Genomic DNA, 17,640 nt, shown 5'->3' on the forward strand with positions numbered 1-17,640 from the left:
ACCTGTTAAGTATAACATAACTATATAGCACAAGCAAAAATATTAAATAGAGTGATATTCACCTGTAAAAGTCAATTCTTTTTCATTTACAGCAGTAGCAGCAGCATTGAAATCATATACTTTCTCAATATTGATTTGATGCCATAGCATGAACATAAGTACCGTCCAAATCTTCCGGCTGTAATCTCCTCTTCCTGTACGGTGACTGTCCAATAGATTCAGGACAACATCTTTGTTTAAATAGTGCTCTGTATCACTTGCCAAAATAAGCTGTTTAGCCCATCCATACATCTCATTTTTCAGCCAATGGCGAATCGGAACAGGGAATCCAAGCTTTCTGCGATAGAGGACAGATTCAGGGACAATTCCTTTCATCGATTCTCTTAACGCAAATTTTGTTGTCCCATTTGTAACGGTCAGTTCTGGATGCAGGGTCGAAGCAACTTTAAATACTTCTTTATCTAAAAATGGTACGCGCAGTTCCAAAGAATGAGCCATTGTCATTTTATCTGCCTTTACAAGAATATCTCCTCTCATCCATGTGTGAAGGTCGATATACTGCATCTTGTGCACGTCATGGAACCCGGCAGCTTGCTCGTAAAGTGGTTTGGTTACATTTTTATAATTGTAAGCGGAGCGATAATCTGTTAATAATTTACTTTTTTCCGTTTCAGAAAACATTTTGGCATTTCCGATATAGCGCTCCTCAATAGTCATGCTTCCGCGTTCAAGAAAACTTTTCCCTTTAATCCCTTCAGGAAGTACATTTGCAATAGCAGCTAAACCTTTAGTTAACCCTTTTGGCATCGATGATAAATGACGCAATGAATGCGGTTCATGATAAATGTTATAGCCTCCGAAAAGCTCATCTGCACCTTCTCCGGAAAGTACAACAGTAACATGCTTTGCTGCTTCACGAGCAACAAAATACAATGGTACCGCTGCCGGGTCTGCAACAGGATCATCCATATGCCATATGATTTTTGGAAGCTCTCTCATAAACTCATCAGGCTTTACAAGATAATGGATGTTTTCTACATTTAGAGCAGCGGCTGTTTGTACTGCTACATCTATTTCACTAAATCCTTCTCTTTCAAACCCAACCGTAAACGTCTTCAACGCTGGATGAAGTTCACTAGCTAACGCAACAATCGTACTGGAATCAATGCCGCCCGATAAGAAAGCGCCTACAGGAACATCTGAACGCATATGAACTTTTACTGAATCTCGCAGGACAGAACGAATTTCATCTTTCGCTTCTTCAAGCGACATGTCTTTCGGGGTAAAAGCTGGTTTCCAAAAGGATTTGATTTTCAATGGTCTTCCAGCTTTTTTAATAAAGTAATGACCCGGCTCAAGTTTTTTTATATTCTTTGTTAAAGTCATAGGTTCAGGAACAAATTGATAGGTTAAATAATGATGCAATGCCTCTGCATCAACCTGCTGATTCTTTTTTACAAGGGTGATACTCTTCTTTTCAGAAGCGCAGTACAACCCATCATCGTCTTCTAAGTAAAAGAAAGGCTTGATTCCAAAAGGATCACGGGCACCAAAAAGCTCTTTCGTTTCCTTATCCCAGATTAAAAACCCAAACATTCCCCGAAGTTCTTTCATCGCCTCTTCACGTCTTTCACTAAAAAGTGCGAGAATGACTTCCGTATCTGAATGTGTTTTAAATTCAAAGCCTTTCCCTTCAAGATCTTTTCTTATCTCAACATAATTATAAATTTCTCCATTAAAGATGATCCAATAACGGTCATCTTCATAGGATAAAGGCTGTTTCCCGCACTCTAGATCGATGATACTTAACCGCCGAAAGCCGAACCGCACGTATTGATCTACAAAGTGGCCGCTATCGTCCGGACCCCGGTGAGTAATAATATTAGTCATATCAATTAATTGTTCTGTTTCCAGTTGTTCAACCGTTTCAGGTGTGTTAAGCATATATCCAATAAAACCGCACATTTTATAGTTCCTCCCAGAAAAAGCAGTTCAAATATCTCAGTTTTTCATAAATAGTAAGGTTAATTTAATTTTCCAGTATATTAATACCTTTCCTATATTTGTGAATTAACCTCTCTATTATAACGCCTATATTTAACTCTTCACTATAATTTTGTTAAAAAAATGAAAAACAAGGAATCTGTACTATATTTGTCGAGAAAAACATTATAAAAGTTACGAGAATTTTATTTTAAATCATGGAATGGGGATCTAAAATACGTTCAGCTTCATCTGATGTGAATATTTCTTTTTCGACTAAGAGAGCTTTTAAGGTTTTGCCTGATTCAAAGCTTTCTTTTGCTAATGCTGCTGCTTTTTCGTATCCGATATGCGGATTAAGCGCTGTCACCAATGAAAGACTTTGATCAAGCCATTCTTTAATTTTTTCAGAATTAGCGCTTATTCCTTTTAGACATTTCTCTGTAAAAACGTTCATACCATTGCTTATAATAGTGATTGATTGCAAAACATTATAGCCAATTACCGGCATCATTGGGTTAATCTCCAACTGGCTCCCAATTGCGGCTGTTGTAACACAAGAATCATTCCCAATAACCTGCGAACAAATCATATATAAATTCTCTAAAATGACTGGATTTATCTTGCCTGGCATTATGGATGAACCAGGCTGAACGGCAGGCAATGTTAATTCTGCAAGGCCTGTTCGGGGTCCGCTGCTCATAAGCCTAAGATCACTTGAAATTTTTATTAGATGAACAGCTAATTCTTTCAAGTGACCACTAATACGGATAGCTGCGTTTGTATTTTGCATAAATGCATATGTGTTATCACTTTGTTTAAAAGGTAGGCCTGTACGGTCTGCAATTTCTTTTATAGCAGCTGCCGCGTAGTTTTCATGAGCATTAATTCCTGTTCCTACTGCATTGCCTCCTAATCCAAGTTCAAATAAAGAGTTTTCAGCATCTTTTAAAGATTTTTCGACAGACATAACAGCTCCTCGAAACCCGCGAAATTCACTCCCTAGCCTTATTGGAACGGCGTCCTGAAGATGTGTTCTGCCAGCTTTAACTACATTATGAAATTCTTTTTCTTTTGTTTCTAAAGTTTCGAGCAGAAGGTTTATAGCAGGATACAAGGTTTCATTCAGCTGGGATGCAATCGATATATGTATGGCAGTTGGAATGGTATCGTTTGTAGATTGTGACATATTTACATCATCATTAGGATGCACTAATGTATAATCACCTTTTTGACCGCCTAATAATTCCGCGGCTCGAGAAGCGATCACCTCGTTTACATTCATATTTTGTGAGGTTCCTGCCCCGGCTTGATACACATCCACGACAAATTGATCATTCCATTTACCGCTGATGATTTCATCTGCCGCTTGAATAATACTTTCTGCTTTTTTGGAGTCCAGGGTACCACATTCTTTATTCGCTGCTGCTGCACTTGCTTTGATAATAGCCTGAGCCTTTATAAACGAAAAAGGCAGTCTCAGGCCGCTGATCGGAAAATTATGGATTGCCCTCTGCGTCTGTGCACCATAATAGACTTCTTCCGGAACTTTCACTTCACCTAATGTATCTTTTGCTATACGAAATTTATCCACTGTATCCACTCCTTTTTAAAAGCTTTTCATATGACTTGTATTCCCTTTCAAAAATTATATGTAATCCTTTTTTAAAAAATCGTTTAATTTCTTATAAAGTTGAACAAAATGTTAAAGCAAATGCATTAAATATTCCCCCCTTTTTGACAGATCACTTGTTTGATCTGTCACTTTTTTTGTAATGAACAAAAACCGCCTCAAATAAGACGGTTTTTAAGATTGGGGGAGCGCAATAACGATAGCAGGTTCTTTTTTTATCAGCTTATGTTCTGTTTTATATCCTGCTTTTTTTTGTTTTAAAAACGTTTTTTTTGAAATTGGACGGGGCCTTGACCAGGAAAGGGAGTCAAGATTTTTCCAATTATCATGTGTAATGATTTCACTTTTGTAATAATAACAGTTACCGCTAAGATACTCTTCACAAATATAGCGGACTGTTTGACGACTATGCATAACATCTCTCCATTTTTACTTTCATTATCCCCGCATTACAATTCATTCATACTTAAGCAAAAAAGGCCTGAAGACCCTACCTCCAAGCCTTAATCTGTTAATCTCTGTGGTTCCACCACCACCAGCCACCGAATATCAAGATGAGAATGAACAAGATTATTAGTACAGCCCAGATCCAGCCGTAACCATAGCCACCATAACCGTAACCTCCATAAGCATACGGGTAATAGTAAGGATAATATGGAAATGCCATCCTGCTACCTCCTTTATTTCTTTATGCGTTCTTACTCCTTATTAAAATATGTACGAAGTGGGTAAAGAGGAATAGAGACAAACGCACAATTTAGCTAGAAATGCTGAAATGACGGGTCAGAAACAAAAGGAAATAATTGCTCCTACTATCTTTTACCCGCATTGGTAAAACTACTTATAAGATTTTTGCTGACGGAGTGTGAGATTTCATGGCCTTAAACGAGCATCATACATTTGTTCCGGGATACCGGATAAATGTAAATAACGTGCAAATTTATTATGAATACTTTGATCATGAAAACCCTAATGCAAAGGTAGTTGTTCTTATTCACGGGTTTATGTCTTCAACGATCAGTTTCAGACAACTGCTTCCTGATTTAACAAAGGAGTATAAAGTTATCGCACTTGACCTTCCGGGGTTTGGGCGAAGTGAAAAGTCTAAAAGTTTTATATATAAGCTTTGTAATTACGGACAATTAATTATTGATTTTTTGGACAAGCTCAATATACAAAATGTTATCTTAATCGGTCATTCAATGGGCGGTCAAATTTGCATGCATGCTGCAAAAAAAGCACCAAACCGGATACAGAAACTGATTTTGCTAGGATGCTGTTCCTATGTAAAACGAGCAAATCGTTCCTTAATCGCCTGCTCCTATTTGCCTTTATTTACATGGGGAATGAGAAGCTGGATTCAAAAAAAGGATGTTAAGCAAAATTTATTGTCAGTAATGCATGATTCAAAACTAGTTACACAAGAAATGATTGATGGTTATAGCAAACCGATCAGCGAAGCTGCGTTCATCCATTCTCTAATTCGGCTTTTAAGGCATCGTGAGGGTGATATGAGTTCAGAAGAGCTAGGTGAAATCACACAGCCTGTATTGATGATTTGGGGCAAGGAAGACAAAGTGATACCAGTAAAAACTGGCTACAGGCTTAAACGGGATCTTCCTAACGCTGAGCTTATCGTCTATGAAAAGTGCGGACATCTTGTTATGGAAGAGAAACCTAAGGAAATCACAACAGAAATCATTCGTTTTATCGAGCAGCCGAAAGTGACCGGTATCAAGATTTAGATGTGAAAGTAAAATACCATGTACAGATTACCGAGTCAGGGATTTCGCAATAAAGCACAAAAAGCCGTTATTTACGGCTTTTTGTCATTTGCTGCCAAACGGTTCCGGCTGCTTCTTCCCCGCTCTGAATACGTTCCAAGGCAATTTTAACCTGCAATGAAACTTCAAATTCGGGATCATTTTGTGCAGCTTTTAATGCCGGAATCGCTGTTTCATCTCCTACTTCAAATAGGAAACGTGCCGCACGCCAGCGGACAAGCTTATTTTTATCTGAGAGGGCATCACACATGACGGGAATAGCAGTTGGGTTTCCAAGATCAGATAACGCATCACCAGCCGTGCGTCTCACTGACACATTTTTATCCTGCAGTGCGAGATATAATAACGGAAGAACAGCTTCATCTTCAATCATTCCAAGATAGACAACAGCTAACCTTCTAATGGATGGCTTTTCATCCTTTAGAGCTTGTTTCAGTACCATGACATCATCAAGTGTCGGGTTCATTCTTTCGAGTGCTGCATAACGTGTCTGCCAGTCGTTGTCACGAAGCTTTTCAGCAACTTCAGTTGTTGAAACATCCTCTTTCTTTTCAGTTTGTTCCCCATTTGACTTATATGCCTGTTCTACCAAGTGATCAAGGCGTTCTTGCGGATAAACCGCTGAAAGCTCTTCAGCTACTTCATTTCCTACTTGCTCAAATGTTCCATATCGGACACCTTGATCTTCCCATTTACGTTCCATGACAAGGTTATCAGAAGCATCATGCGCTTTTAGAGCTGCTTTGGCAAAACGGTCTGGAAGTCCGACACGTTTCTCTTCTTTTTCCGTTTTCAGCTTGATTTGCATCGGCAGTCCACGGAACATTTGGATAAGAACGGTGATTTCAGTAATTTCATCATCCTTTTCACCGTTTTGATCAGTTAACGTTTGTTCTTCTTCCTGACCAAATACTTTTCTTACTCCTGCTAAAATATCTTCCCACTTTGCACGAGGATTACGATCTAAAGCCAGAAAATCTGCGACATGATAGATGCTCTTTACTCCTTCTACCTTCAGGATTTCCTTTATAAACTCAGGCGCGTTCTCAACATTGTCTTTCGTATAATTGTAACGCTCTGTTCCCGGAAGTGTTTCATCCAGGTTTATCTTCATGGAGTTGGGACTAGGAGTCGGTTCGATTCCTGTAATCTTCAATGTTACATTCACTCCTTTTTCATGAAATATTCTTCATTTATTGATTGCAGATAACTCGTAATTTGCTCTTTTTCTTTATCAGTAAACTTATATTCACAGTCCACACCTTCATCATGTGCAATAATTTCCTGAAGCTCCCCATCCTTATCAAATACTGCGAGGGCGCTCGGATCATTTATTCCCTCAGGCAAAATTTCAACATTATCAATCTGAAAGGATATATACACATTGATCCAGGGACCGACTTGGGTAATGTCATAGCTCGTAAAGTTTAGTTTTCCTTCAAAGTAATTCATAAATCCATACTTGTACATGTTTTTCCTCCAATAAGCATCTCTTTCCTATTATAAGGAACATCCATCTAAATCTCAAAAGATGCATTTTAAAAAAGACAAACACAGAGCGGTGTTTGTCTTAAAGCAGTTAGTATATCTCTTTTAGGATGGCACGTACAGGACTGCCATCTGCATCTTTTAATGGAAGCGGCAACGCGGTGAGTTCATATTCTCCCTCTTGTACTTCATCGAGGACCAATCCTTCTAAAATATGAATATTATGCTTATGAAGCGAGTGATGTGCTTGTAATTCTTTGCTGTCTAACGGATCCACTGAAGGCATATCCACTCCAATCAGTCGTACTCCGTTCTTCTGTAAAAAAGGCACTACTTCAGGAGATACAGGTACAATATTTTCTGGAAAACTCGTACGGTCCTTCCAGCAGCCTGTCTTAAAAAGAACACGCATCGTATTTCCTTTTAATTTCCCTTGTAAGCTTTCGGATGTGACTTCCTCAGCACCTGTTACATCAATGACCATTACAGGCCCGTTATACAATTCTAAAGGAAGATCGATCACTCTCTTTCCTTCATTATCAAAATGATAAGGAGCATCGATATGTGTGCCTGTATGAGTGCTCAACTCGAGCTTGCCCACATTAACCGACCCCGATTGTTCCTTCGTCCACGCAAGTTCAAACGTATATGGTGTATCACCTGGCCAGCCGGGAACACCGTTATATAACGGCATAGAAATATCGATAATCTTCACACGAACCTCTCCTTACGCAATAACTTCCCTTTTATTTTCATATTTTTCATATTCACGTGTGGTCATGATTTTAGCCAGTATTTGAACGGCATCATAAACATCACGGTATGAATTATATAGAGCTACAGGAGCTAGACGTATAACATTCGGAGCACGGAAATCCGGTACGATGCCATTATCTTTAAGTGCTTTACAGATTCTGGCTGCATCGCTGTGCATTAAAGCGACATGCCCGCCTCGTCTTGCATCTTCGATTGGATTCACAATCTGAAACACACCTTCCAGCTCTTGATCTAATAAATCCATTAATAATGTTGTAAGTTTTAGCGATTTGCCTCGGATTCTTTCTATTTGAGCCTCTTCAAAAATAGATAGTGATCCGATTAATGGAGCTGTACTCAGCATGTGCGGTGTTCCGATTTGAAACCCGCCTGCTGATTGTTCAGCATCAAAAGTATGGTCCATATCAAACTGTGATTCTTTCTTACTTCCAAACCACCCGGAGAGACCTGGTGTCTTAGTAAAGTGTTTTTTGTTTACGTAAATACCGCCCACTCCTCCTGGTCCAGCATTTACGTATTTGTAGTTACACCAAAAGGCAAAATCGACACCCCATTCGCTCAATTCATGAGGAATCGCACCAATTGAGTGGCATAGATCAAATCCAATTAAAATATTCCGTTTATGTGCTTCTTTTGTCAATTGCTCCATATTCAGCAATTGACCACTTCTGTAAAGAACAGATGGTAATAAGATAAGCGCAACATCTTCAGTCATTGCTTCAATAATATCTTCCTCTTCCAATGTCATACCATTTTTGCTTTTCACTTGTATGAGCTCTGTATCCGGATTAAGGCCTTTTAATTTCAACTGGCTTTGCAGTGCATAGATATCTGAAGGGAATGTCAGTTCATCGGCTAAAATCTTCGTTCTTCCCGGGCTCGGACTAAAAAATGTAGCTGCAAGCTGATGAAGGTTTACGGTAGTAGATCCGGTAACAATCACTTCCTTAGCTTCAGCACCTACAAGTAAAGCTAATTTTTCAGCTAATTGTTCACTTAGTGTGAACCAAGGGTATTTACCACCCATCCAGCCATCGATTCCTTGCTCTTTCCAGTCACTTAAAACATCCAGCAGTGATTGTTCTGCTCTTTTTGATAAAAGACCTAAAGAGTTCCCATCTAAGTATATTGAATCATTTTTTACATAAAACTCATTTTTGAACGAAGCGAGTTCATCGTTCTGGTCTAAAAGTTCTACTGTCTCTGCTGTTATTTGTTTCATCCTGTCAATTCCTCCCGCAACTAGTTCTTGTAACCGTTTTCAACATAAGGTAAATAGCCATATACATTTCCCCTCATATTCCATTATGATAGAGCCAAGGGGGTCTTGCCAGTGAAACGTATTTGGTGGTTAGCCGGAATAGTTTCCGTTTTCTTTTTAACAATAGCACTTATATATATGTATAATAACGCAGATTTACAGACGGTAGAAGACAAAAAGCCGCCTAAACAAGAAAATAATCCTGTGCCTGAGGAAACAAAACCTGAACCAGTGGTAGAAAAACCTGTCGAAAAAACGACAAGTCTTACGCTCGCTGCAGTAGGCGATATCTTAATTCATGACACTGTTTATAATAAAGCGAAACAACCGTCTGGAGCTTATAATTTCACCGCGAATTTTTTACCGGTAAAAACATATTTGACTCAGCCTGATATCACAATAGCTAATCAAGAAACAATGATTGGCGGTATACAATTCGGCCTGTCTTCTTATCCTTCTTTTAATTCACCTCAGGAAGTTGGTGATGCTTTAAAAGAAAACGGTGTAGATCTGGTTACTTTGGCCAACAACCATACACTTGACCGTGGTGAAAAAATCATTCTTAGCGCATTAAATTACTGGAACGAAATCGATGTTATGTATACAGGGGCATATGCTTCCCCAGACGATCAGCAAACGATCAGGCTCATGAAAAAGAATGATATTACTGTTTCGTTTCTGAGTTATACATATGGTACAAACGGAATACCTGTCCCAACAGGTAAAGATCATCTTGTAAACTTAATCGAAGCCGAAAAAATTAAAAATGATATACAAAGAGCAAAAAGTCTTTCAGATGTTTCGATTGTATCTTTGCACTTTGGGAATGAATATGAAAGAACGCCAAATGATTTTCAAAAAGGAATCGTTAAAATCGTTACAGAAGCTGGCGGGGACATTATAATCGGCCACCATCCGCACGTCCTGCAACCCGTTAATTGGGAAACAGCAAGTGACGGATCAAAAACATTTGTTGCCTATTCATTAGGAAATTTCTTGTCTGGACAAAGACGGGAATATAAAGATATTGGAGGAATTATACAGCTTACGGTTTCAAAGCGCGTAAAAGGGGAAGATACGAAAATAGATTTACATGAACCAAAATTCCTGCCAACTTATGTTGATCGTTCATTCGTCATTCACCCCATGAAAGATCTTCCTCAACTGAAAAAATCATATGACGAGATCAAAGCTCATATGAAGCAATGGGTTCCAGAATTGAATTTTTTTGAATAAACTGAAGAGAAGCTGGTTCACATCTGAACCAGCTTCTCGTTATTTTCCTTTAGACCTTGGACTTTGTGTATCTCTTTTTGGAATTTCATCTGCAAACTTTTCATCCGAAAACTCAACATTTGTCATACTTTCGGTCGGTGTCTGATTATTTTTAGCCGCTGCGTCTAAAGCATGTTTTCTTTTCGCCACTGCACATCCCTCCTTAACATTAGGATGTGTATTTTTACGAAAATTAAAAGACAGATTCAAAAGAACCTGTCTTAATCATTTTATAAAACCATCGCAGCAATGAAACCAAATGCGATCAACGGCAAATTGTAGTGTAGGAATGTTGGAACACATGTGTCCCAAATATGATTATGCTGATTGTCAACATTCAAACCTGATGTCGGTCCAAGCGTACTATCTGATGCTGGTGAACCTGCATCACCTAATGCTGCTGCTGTACCAATTAAAGCGATAGTAGCCATAACACTAAGACCTAATTCACCTGCAAGCGGAACAAAAATCGTTGTAATGATTGGAATAGTTGAAAAAGATGAACCAATTCCCATTGTAACGAGCAATCCAATCACAAGCATCAGCAAAACGCCAAGTGCTGTAGAGTTCCCAATAAATGCAGCACTGCCTTTTACCAATGTCTCTACTTCTCCAGTCTCACGCATAACCGCTGCAAAACCTGCAGCAGAAATCATAACGAACCCGATGTATGACATCATCTTCATGCCTTCGGTTAATACAGCATCGGATGATTTGAGTTTTAATTGTCCGCTAAAATATAGCAAAACGATACCCGACAGAGCACCAAAGATCATAGAATCAGTTTTCAGCTGTACAAAAAGAGTTGCTGCAATCGCCAGAACTGCTGTTATGATTGATCTTTGCGTGTAAACTGTTCCTTCTGGATCGGAAGTGCCAAGCATTTTACTATCATAGTTGCGCGGTTTACGGTACGTAATAAAGACAGCAATTAAAAGTCCCACAATCATTCCTAATGAAGGTATTGTCATTGCTGTTGGGATTTGGTCCATTTTAACGGTTAACCCGCTGTCCTTCATGTTAGTCTGAAGGATTTCATGAAAGATCCCTCCAAAGCCCACAGGGAACCACATATAAGGTGTAATTAATCCAAACGTGATTACTGTTGCTACAAGCCGTCTGTCAAGCTGTAATTCATTTAATATATGCAGAAGCGGCGGTATAAAAATGGGAATAATCGCAATATGAACGGGGATAACGTTTTGAGAGAGAGATGAAATCATTAAAATAACAAATAGAATAAGAACTTTTGATAATGATTTTTTTCTTGTTTCTCCTTCTTTTTCAACAAGCTTAATGGCTTTATTAACCATCAATGCAGGTAGTCCAGTACGTGACAGCGCTACTGCAAAACTTCCTAATAAAGCATAACTTAATGCAATAACCGCATTCGATCCTAATCCTTCAGTAAATACCGTTATCGTTTCAGTAAGGCCCATCCCGGCAACAAAACCGCCTGTAAGTGCACCCACAAGTAAAGCAACAACTACATGTATACGTAAAAGGCTTAGTACCAGCATTACAGCTACCGCTAATACTACAGCATTCATTCATTTTCCTCCTTAAAAAAACCTTTATCGCTTTATTTCGCTAAATCACTAATTTGTTAAACCTTTAACAAATTAACATGTAATGGGAACTGTGTCAAATATAAAATAAAAAAACTGAACCTCTTTTGAGATTCAGTTCACGTGACATTATGCTTTAAAATTTCTAATGAACGTTGTCAATGTACGGACCATTACTCCAGTTGCACCTTTTGGTCCCAGTTCTGATGCTCTGGATGAGTATGCTGTTCCGGCAATATCCAAATGAACCCATGGTGTTTTTTCTGCAAATTCTCCAACAAATAGTCCGCCTGTTATGGCATGACCAAGCCGTCCTGTTGCGTTGTTAAGGTCTGCTACATCACTCGTTTTCAGCATGTCTTTGAATGGCTGAAAACTAGGAAGCAACCAGAGGAGCTCTGCTTCATCTGAAGCTGATTGTTTAATATGCTCATAGAAGCTTTCATCGTTCGTTAAAGCACCTGTTGTACAATCACCTAGTGCTACCAGTACTCCGCCTGTTAATGTGGCCACATCTACAATATATTCAGCACCTTGTTCTTTTGCATACGTAATCGCATCCGCAAGAATTAGTCGTCCTTCTGCATCCGTATTTCTTACTTCTATTGTTTTTCCGCTTAATGACGTAATAACGTCACCCGGCTTCATGGCAGCCCCATTTACAAGGTTTTCAGATGAAGGAATAACAAACATAACATTAATCTCCGGCTTTAATCGGCCGATAGCTTCCATTGCACCAAGCACGGCTGCACTTCCGCCCATATCACTTTTCATTTCATGCATGTTAAGTGCAGGTTTAATTGAATAGCCTCCTGCATCAAAAGTTAATCCTTTACCTACTAATGCTACCACTGAATCCCAAGTTTTTCGTCCCTGGTATTTTACCGTAATCATTTTTGGAGGCTGATCAGATCCTTGGCTCACGGCAAGAATTGCTCCCATGCCTAGTTTTTCCATATCTTCTTTTTCTAAAATCTCATATTCCATGCCATATTCCAATGCTACGTCGATAGCTTCTGCAGCAAGATCTGTCGGTGTAAGCAAATTGGCAGGCGTGTTAACAAGATCGCGTGCCAGGTTGATCCCCTTCGCATATGCATAACCGCTTGTTAATCCAGCTTCAGCCTCTTCATTTTCGGTATAAACAGCAATTTGTTCTAATCTTTTTTGGGGTTCATTTGATTTCTTTTTATAATTCTCAAATTGGTACGCAGAAGTCCCAACTGCTTCACTAAATGCGTGTGCAAGCTTTTCCATTGAGAGTTGATCACTGTAAAATGTGTCCAGAAGGATTGAAAAATGTGTCCTTCTTTCTTTTGAAATTTCTTGAACCGCTCTGCCAAATGTATTTCTAACTTTTTCATACGTAAGTTCATCTTTTTTTCCTAAACCTGCAAAATAGATGCGTTTCGTTCCGATCTGATTTAAAGTATTTAATTTATTTATGCTTTTGAATTTATTAGAAAGATCTCCGTCTTTAATTAGGTCGGTTATATTTCCTTGAAGGTGTTCATCTATATCGGCCATTACTCCTGAAAGTTTCGGTTCTTGAAATAAACCGACCAGTAGGACTTCTTCTTGTTCGTTTGCATTCCATTGTTGTTTTATTGTAAACACGTTAAAGTTCCCCCTCATTCATTTTCATATCTATTATACTCTTTCTTTTAGAATATTTCGAATTCACCTTATATTATTCTAAATTAAGATAAAGTTTTGGAAGTAGAGGCAAGACATGCGATTCTGCAAATGGTACTTTATCGGTATATACGGGTATTAAGTTCTGACACTGATCAATAAAACTTAATACAGGCAATAAATCCAAGTTCCAGTATTGAGGTTTGTAAGGAGTAAGATAATACTTTGCTGCTTTCAGCATTTCTCGCGCGCCTTTTACATTTCCATATTCGTAATGATACAATGCGACGGTCATCTGCAAGAGTCCTTTAATGAACAAGTTGCTGCGGTCTGTGAGCCAGATAGCTTCTAACAAATCATGCCCGGTGTAATAGTCGCCGTCATTATACACAACAAAAAATTCATAATACTCTTGCGGATAAATCTCCACTTTTTATCACCTCTCCGTCATTCATGTTACCAGAGATTGAACTTCTTTCAAATCGGGTAACAACTATCTAAAACAGCCATACTATAAACCATCACAAAAGAGAGGGAGCCAATCATGCCTGATTTATTTTTTAACTTTCCATTAATCGCAGCATTATTAGGTGTTTTTTCCGCACAATTTTTGAAAATCCCTATCCACTATTATCAAACCAAAAAAATCAGATGGGATTTGTTTATCAGCACTGGCGGGATGCCAAGTTCCCATTCTGCATCCGTTACTTCTCTTGCTACTGCAGTCGGAGCACTTCATGGACTCGGTTCTTCACTTTTTGCTGTCGCAGCTATGTTCGCTATTATTGTTATGTATGACGCAAAAGGTATCCGTTGGCATGCAGGAGAACAGGCTGCTGTATTGAATGATTTAGTAGAAGAGTTCAGAGACCACGTTAAGAAGACAAACAAAGAATTCGAACAGAAGAATGTGGAAGAGCAAAGAAAAGAATTAAAAGAGCTTCTAGGGCACAGTCCTAAAGAAGTATTATTCGGCGGACTGCTGGGTATCACACAAACATTAATTCTTTCGTGGCTTTTTTTAGCATAGGGGGTACATTCCTTGAAATTAATCTCAATTTGTCCAAGCAACACAGAACTTCTCTTTTTTTTAGGGGCCGCTTCAGATTTGATCGGTATTGATGATTTTTCAGACTGGCCATCGGAGGTACAGGATTTAACGCGTCTAGGACCGGATTTATCAATAGATATGAACAAATTAGAATCCTTAGAGCCGGAACTGGTATTAGCAAGTTTAAGTGTGCCTGGTATGGAGAAAAATGTAGAGGAACTTAGAAAGCGTAACATTCCTCACGTTATTTATAATCCTCAATCCTTGAATGACATACAAAATGATCTTCTCGATTTAGGACAAAGGATCGATAAACATAAAGAAGCCGAATACATCGTGAATTGGATGAGGGAAGAAATAAAAGAATACAAGAAAATTAGTCATTCGATTGAAAGACGCAAAAGCGTCTATTTTGAATGGTGGCCAAAACCAGTCTTTACCCCTGGAAAGGTAAACTGGCTGACGGAAATCGCCTATTTGGCAGGTGGTCAAAACCTTTTTGAAGATGTAAACCTCGCCAGTGTACAAACAACATGGGAAGATGTTGTAAAGCGCAAACCGGATATGATCGGAATGGTATGGGTTGGGGTTAGAACGGATAAGATGCATTCTTCTCATATTAAGAAAAGAGAAGGCTGGAAAGCATTAGAATCTAATCATACGGAGATTTTAAAGCTGGAGGAAGCACTTTTCTGCCGTCCTTCCCCGCGATTAATATTTGGGCTTAAACGACTCGCAGCATCCCTTCACCCTGACCATTACCCTTCCTTTGTTCCTCAGCAGGAGGAAGGCTATATAAAAGAGCTTCAGATTATCACATGATGATCTTGAAGCTCCTTTTTTTTATGTAGCTCTTATTAATATAAAAGCTGTTGTCTGAACACTTGCATCGATTTATCTTCGTTCCATGCTTTAAGCTCTGTTTCGGAAATTTCACCATCGCCGCGTTGTACCACATATACATCAATGGTTTTCTTGCCCCACTTATCATATACTTCTTCCACTGTATTAAAATAAAGATCAATTCTATTCCCTTTAATTGCTGAACCAGTATCCGCGACAACACCGTAGCCGTAGCCGGGTATCCATAGAACAGTGCCGATCGGAAAGACTTTTGTATCTGCAGCAATCGTTGAATAGAGATCCCTCTTGACTTTTAAACCGGATTTAGTAATCCCGTAAGCTGGGTGATTTTTTGATTTTCCTGTACTTTCTTTCCCTGCCGTATAACCTGTAGCGGTTACACTAACGGCTGGATACTTCGTAAAATCTATTGTATCCTCAATCGTTTGCGGACCTTTTACTTCTGCTGATGACAGCAGCATATTTGGCGCATAAAAAGATGGCATTGATTTTAAAGTTTGTGATAATGTTTTTAATGCAGCATCCACTATTGGAATATTGCTAGACGTTTTTTGATCTATCCAGCTTGCGAGATCGTTTGCCTGAACCCCAGAAACAGAACGGAATGTGGTGAAAATAGCGCCAACGAAAAGAATAGTAAGCGCTGTTCTTTTTGCAATTTTTCTTAGTTTAAGCAAAAATTGTCCACTCCTCTCCTCTCTATTCCTTCCCATACTCGAAAAAATGTATACGTTTTTTTAGTAAGAAGGGGAAGAGAAGGATTGAGGTAACGAGGAGCAACCTTGGGGAGATAGACTTAGAGCTGCACCAAGTGATTGCAAGTGGAGAACAAACCTTGAAAAGTAACGCAATAAATAGAGGAATAAATAAAAATAAGGCTAACCACTCAACATTTACGTGGTCAACCTTTTATTTGTGTATGGTTCGGCGACCAATACTAATCTTTTTGCAATACCCCTCTAGGTATTAAAACAAGAATTCCCAGAGTAAATCGTATTAATCCCACGTTATTTGAAATAATCCCACGTTAATTAAAAAATAACCACGAGTCGACACGCATTGACAATTTTCGCCACCCTGATAACCCTATACCCAAAAAAAGACCCCCTGATAGGGAGTCCTTTTAGAACATCTGATACCCGCGGACACGAAGCATTTTAATTGCAACACCTGCTAAAATAGCACCGATAAGTCCACATGTTAATATTGTAATATCGGAAGGAGACAAGTTTACTAAGTCCGTTCCGAGTTTTTGAAAACTTGACTCCGGCTTAGTAAAGTACTCAAAAAATCTAATATCATCGACGATCATAATAACGACGAATGGATAAAGAATTACCATAAACCATGTAGCGCGAAGAAGCATATTGAACAAAAATCCGATTCCAAAAAAGAGAACCATGAAAAGAAGCATAGAAATAATAACTTGCGGCAATAGCAAATCCATGATGATGACACCCCCATATATCTGACGTTAGTTTACTAAACAGGGGGATTTACGTCAATTACATTGAGAGCGTTACCTGGTTAAGTTCTTTTCTTTCCGCTTCCGCTGCATTCTACACACGTTTCAGAACCTCCAAGCAACAGCTGGAAATATCCCTTACCTTCACAATATGGACATTGATCATGTTTTTTCTGAATCGCATGTTTTCTCATGTTGTAACACTCCCTTGTTTTTAGTTTAAATTTTCAGATAATAATAACAAGGATTCAGGGTATTGGAAAACCGATTTTAAGGCTAAATAACCTGATGTAAGCGTAAACATTAAGCACATTCTTAAATTATCAGAATATTTCGTACATTTTTATCTGCAATCAAATATTTTATATGAAGTATACCCAAATACATCTCCTGGATTAATCTTATCTTCAACTATTTTATTTTTTTCATTCATAAAATAATGAACCATTAATGAAGTATCAGGATCTGATTGAAGTTCTTCTGGAGTCAAAAATGCTGCACATTCAATTTCACTTGATGCAGACATTAATGCACCTTTCCTCTTCTTCAGCAAAAAAACTATCATATTATCACTGATCGTCTCTTTAATAACCCCTGAGCGTATTCCTAATATCGTAACAACTTCTCCCAATATACCTGTCTCTTCAAAAACTTCTCTAACGGCGGCTTCATCTACAGTTTCTCCCGCATCTACGAAACCTGCAGGGATGGACCATTTCCCTTTTAACCCTCCGTATCTCTTCTTAACGACGAGCCATTTTCCATCATCATCTATTAAAAGACCAGCAGCTGCAAGCCAAATCTTTCCTCTGTCTTTTTTAGTCATCAGCCTAATCCGCCCTTTCAGCATTTTTTC

The 17,640-nt window shown here is 38.7% G+C and carries 19 protein-coding genes; 4 read left to right on the forward strand and 15 right to left on the reverse strand.

Features of this window, described 5'->3' with window-relative positions:
* Nucleotides 1-42: 42 nt before the first annotated feature.
* From asnB to M3196_RS06230, 3 genes are all read right to left on the reverse strand, one after another.
* A complete protein-coding gene (gene asnB, locus M3196_RS06220; protein ID WP_251321351.1) occupies nt 43-1,965 on the reverse strand; it encodes an asparagine synthase (glutamine-hydrolyzing) in 1,923 nt (640 codons plus the stop codon).
* A 229-nt stretch (nt 1,966-2,194) separates the two neighbouring features.
* Nucleotides 2,195-3,577, reverse strand: coding sequence for a class II fumarate hydratase (locus M3196_RS06225; RefSeq protein ID WP_251321352.1), 1,383 nt, complete (start codon nt 3,575-3,577; stop codon nt 2,195-2,197).
* 550 nt (nt 3,578-4,127) lie between these two features.
* Complete coding sequence (locus M3196_RS06230) at nt 4,128-4,283, reverse strand: sporulation protein YjcZ (RefSeq protein WP_251321353.1); 156 nt, start codon at nt 4,281-4,283, stop codon at nt 4,128-4,130.
* A gap of 208 nt (nt 4,284-4,491) precedes the next feature.
* On the opposite strand from M3196_RS06230, the gene M3196_RS06235 reads away from it, so the two are divergent.
* The gene (locus tag M3196_RS06235) at nt 4,492-5,361 is read left to right on the forward strand and encodes an alpha/beta fold hydrolase (RefSeq protein ID WP_251321354.1); all 870 of its coding nucleotides are present in this window, start codon (nt 4,492-4,494) and stop codon (nt 5,359-5,361) included.
* Between the two features lie 67 nt (nt 5,362-5,428).
* On the opposite strand, the gene M3196_RS06240 is transcribed toward M3196_RS06235, so the two are convergent.
* From M3196_RS06240 to kynU, 4 genes are all read right to left on the reverse strand, one after another.
* Complete coding sequence (locus M3196_RS06240; protein ID WP_251321355.1) at nt 5,429-6,556, reverse strand: conserved virulence factor C family protein; 1,128 nt, start codon at nt 6,554-6,556, stop codon at nt 5,429-5,431.
* Between the two features lie 8 nt (nt 6,557-6,564).
* On the reverse strand, nt 6,565-6,870 hold the full coding sequence (locus tag M3196_RS06245; protein WP_251321356.1) for a hypothetical protein: 306 nt from the start codon (nt 6,868-6,870) through the stop codon (nt 6,565-6,567).
* Between the two features lie 109 nt (nt 6,871-6,979).
* Complete coding sequence (kynB, locus tag M3196_RS06250) at nt 6,980-7,603, reverse strand: arylformamidase (protein ID WP_338082929.1); 624 nt, start codon at nt 7,601-7,603, stop codon at nt 6,980-6,982.
* A gap of 12 nt (nt 7,604-7,615) precedes the next feature.
* On the reverse strand, nt 7,616-8,887 hold the full coding sequence (gene kynU, locus M3196_RS06255) for a kynureninase (protein ID WP_251321357.1): 1,272 nt from the start codon (nt 8,885-8,887) through the stop codon (nt 7,616-7,618).
* 111 nt (nt 8,888-8,998) lie between these two features.
* On the opposite strand from kynU, the gene M3196_RS06260 reads away from it, so the two are divergent.
* Nucleotides 8,999-10,162, forward strand: coding sequence for a CapA family protein (locus tag M3196_RS06260; RefSeq protein ID WP_251321358.1), 1,164 nt, complete (start codon nt 8,999-9,001; stop codon nt 10,160-10,162).
* A gap of 39 nt (nt 10,163-10,201) precedes the next feature.
* On the opposite strand, the gene M3196_RS06265 is transcribed toward M3196_RS06260, so the two are convergent.
* From M3196_RS06265 to M3196_RS06280, 4 genes are all read right to left on the reverse strand, one after another.
* Complete coding sequence (locus tag M3196_RS06265) at nt 10,202-10,351, reverse strand: hypothetical protein (RefSeq protein WP_251321359.1); 150 nt, start codon at nt 10,349-10,351, stop codon at nt 10,202-10,204.
* Nucleotides 10,352-10,431: 80 nt separating this feature from the next.
* Entirely contained in the window at nt 10,432-11,751 is a 1,320-nt protein-coding gene (locus M3196_RS06270) for a Na+/H+ antiporter family protein (RefSeq protein ID WP_251321360.1), read from the reverse strand.
* A gap of 147 nt (nt 11,752-11,898) precedes the next feature.
* Nucleotides 11,899-13,386, reverse strand: coding sequence for a leucyl aminopeptidase (locus tag M3196_RS06275; RefSeq protein ID WP_251321361.1), 1,488 nt, complete (start codon nt 13,384-13,386; stop codon nt 11,899-11,901).
* 73 nt (nt 13,387-13,459) lie between these two features.
* A complete protein-coding gene (locus M3196_RS06280) occupies nt 13,460-13,834 on the reverse strand; it encodes a DUF309 domain-containing protein (protein WP_251321362.1) in 375 nt (124 codons plus the stop codon).
* A gap of 114 nt (nt 13,835-13,948) precedes the next feature.
* On the opposite strand from M3196_RS06280, the gene M3196_RS06285 reads away from it, so the two are divergent.
* Nucleotides 13,949-14,434, forward strand: coding sequence for a divergent PAP2 family protein (locus tag M3196_RS06285; protein WP_251321363.1), 486 nt, complete (start codon nt 13,949-13,951; stop codon nt 14,432-14,434).
* Nucleotides 14,435-14,446: 12 nt separating this feature from the next.
* A complete protein-coding gene (locus M3196_RS06290; RefSeq protein WP_251321364.1) occupies nt 14,447-15,277 on the forward strand; it encodes a cobalamin-binding protein in 831 nt (276 codons plus the stop codon).
* A 35-nt stretch (nt 15,278-15,312) separates the two neighbouring features.
* Here M3196_RS06290 and M3196_RS06295 read toward each other — a convergent pair whose 3' ends face one another.
* The 4 genes from M3196_RS06295 to M3196_RS06310 all read right to left on the reverse strand — a co-directional run bounded on the left by M3196_RS06295 (nt 15,313) and on the right by M3196_RS06310 (nt 17,610).
* The gene (locus M3196_RS06295; protein WP_276531248.1) at nt 15,313-15,996 is read right to left on the reverse strand and encodes a 3D domain-containing protein; all 684 of its coding nucleotides are present in this window, start codon (nt 15,994-15,996) and stop codon (nt 15,313-15,315) included.
* Nucleotides 15,997-16,442: 446 nt separating this feature from the next.
* Nucleotides 16,443-16,766, reverse strand: coding sequence for a YuiB family protein (locus M3196_RS06300; protein WP_251321366.1), 324 nt, complete (start codon nt 16,764-16,766; stop codon nt 16,443-16,445).
* Nucleotides 16,767-16,846: 80 nt separating this feature from the next.
* Nucleotides 16,847-16,978, reverse strand: coding sequence for a YuiA family protein (locus tag M3196_RS06305; protein WP_251321367.1), 132 nt, complete (start codon nt 16,976-16,978; stop codon nt 16,847-16,849).
* Nucleotides 16,979-17,127: 149 nt separating this feature from the next.
* A complete protein-coding gene (locus M3196_RS06310; protein ID WP_251321368.1) occupies nt 17,128-17,610 on the reverse strand; it encodes an NUDIX domain-containing protein in 483 nt (160 codons plus the stop codon).
* Nucleotides 17,611-17,640: the final 30 nt, after the last annotated feature.

Origin of the sequence: Fictibacillus nanhaiensis (assembly GCF_023715445.1) — a bacterium.
Taxonomy (GTDB): domain Bacteria; phylum Bacillota; class Bacilli; order Bacillales; family Fictibacillaceae; genus Fictibacillus; species Fictibacillus nanhaiensis_D.

What these genes read in the sequence shown, in the direction of transcription:
- M3196_RS06270 (WP_251321360.1), bottom strand. Translation starts at nt 11,751, where the DNA reads ATGAATGCTGTAGTATTAGCGGTAGCTGTAATGCTGGTACTAAGCCTT.
- asnB (WP_251321351.1), bottom strand. Translation starts at nt 1,965, where the DNA reads ATGTGCGGTTTTATTGGATATATGCTTAACACACCTGAAACGGTTGAA.
- M3196_RS06305 (WP_251321367.1), bottom strand. Translation starts at nt 16,978, where the DNA reads ATGAGAAAACATGCGATTCAGAAAAAACATGATCAATGTCCATATTGT.
- M3196_RS06300 (WP_251321366.1), bottom strand. Translation starts at nt 16,766, where the DNA reads ATGGATTTGCTATTGCCGCAAGTTATTATTTCTATGCTTCTTTTCATG.
- M3196_RS06245 (WP_251321356.1), bottom strand. Translation starts at nt 6,870, where the DNA reads ATGTACAAGTATGGATTTATGAATTACTTTGAAGGAAAACTAAACTTT.
- M3196_RS06235 (WP_251321354.1), top strand. Translation starts at nt 4,492, where the DNA reads ATGGCCTTAAACGAGCATCATACATTTGTTCCGGGATACCGGATAAAT.
- M3196_RS06310 (WP_251321368.1), bottom strand. Translation starts at nt 17,610, where the DNA reads ATGACTAAAAAAGACAGAGGAAAGATTTGGCTTGCAGCTGCTGGTCTT.
- kynU (WP_251321357.1), bottom strand. Translation starts at nt 8,887, where the DNA reads ATGAAACAAATAACAGCAGAGACAGTAGAACTTTTAGACCAGAACGAT.
- M3196_RS06285 (WP_251321363.1), top strand. Translation starts at nt 13,949, where the DNA reads ATGCCTGATTTATTTTTTAACTTTCCATTAATCGCAGCATTATTAGGT.
- M3196_RS06230 (WP_251321353.1), bottom strand. Translation starts at nt 4,283, where the DNA reads ATGGCATTTCCATATTATCCTTACTATTACCCGTATGCTTATGGAGGT.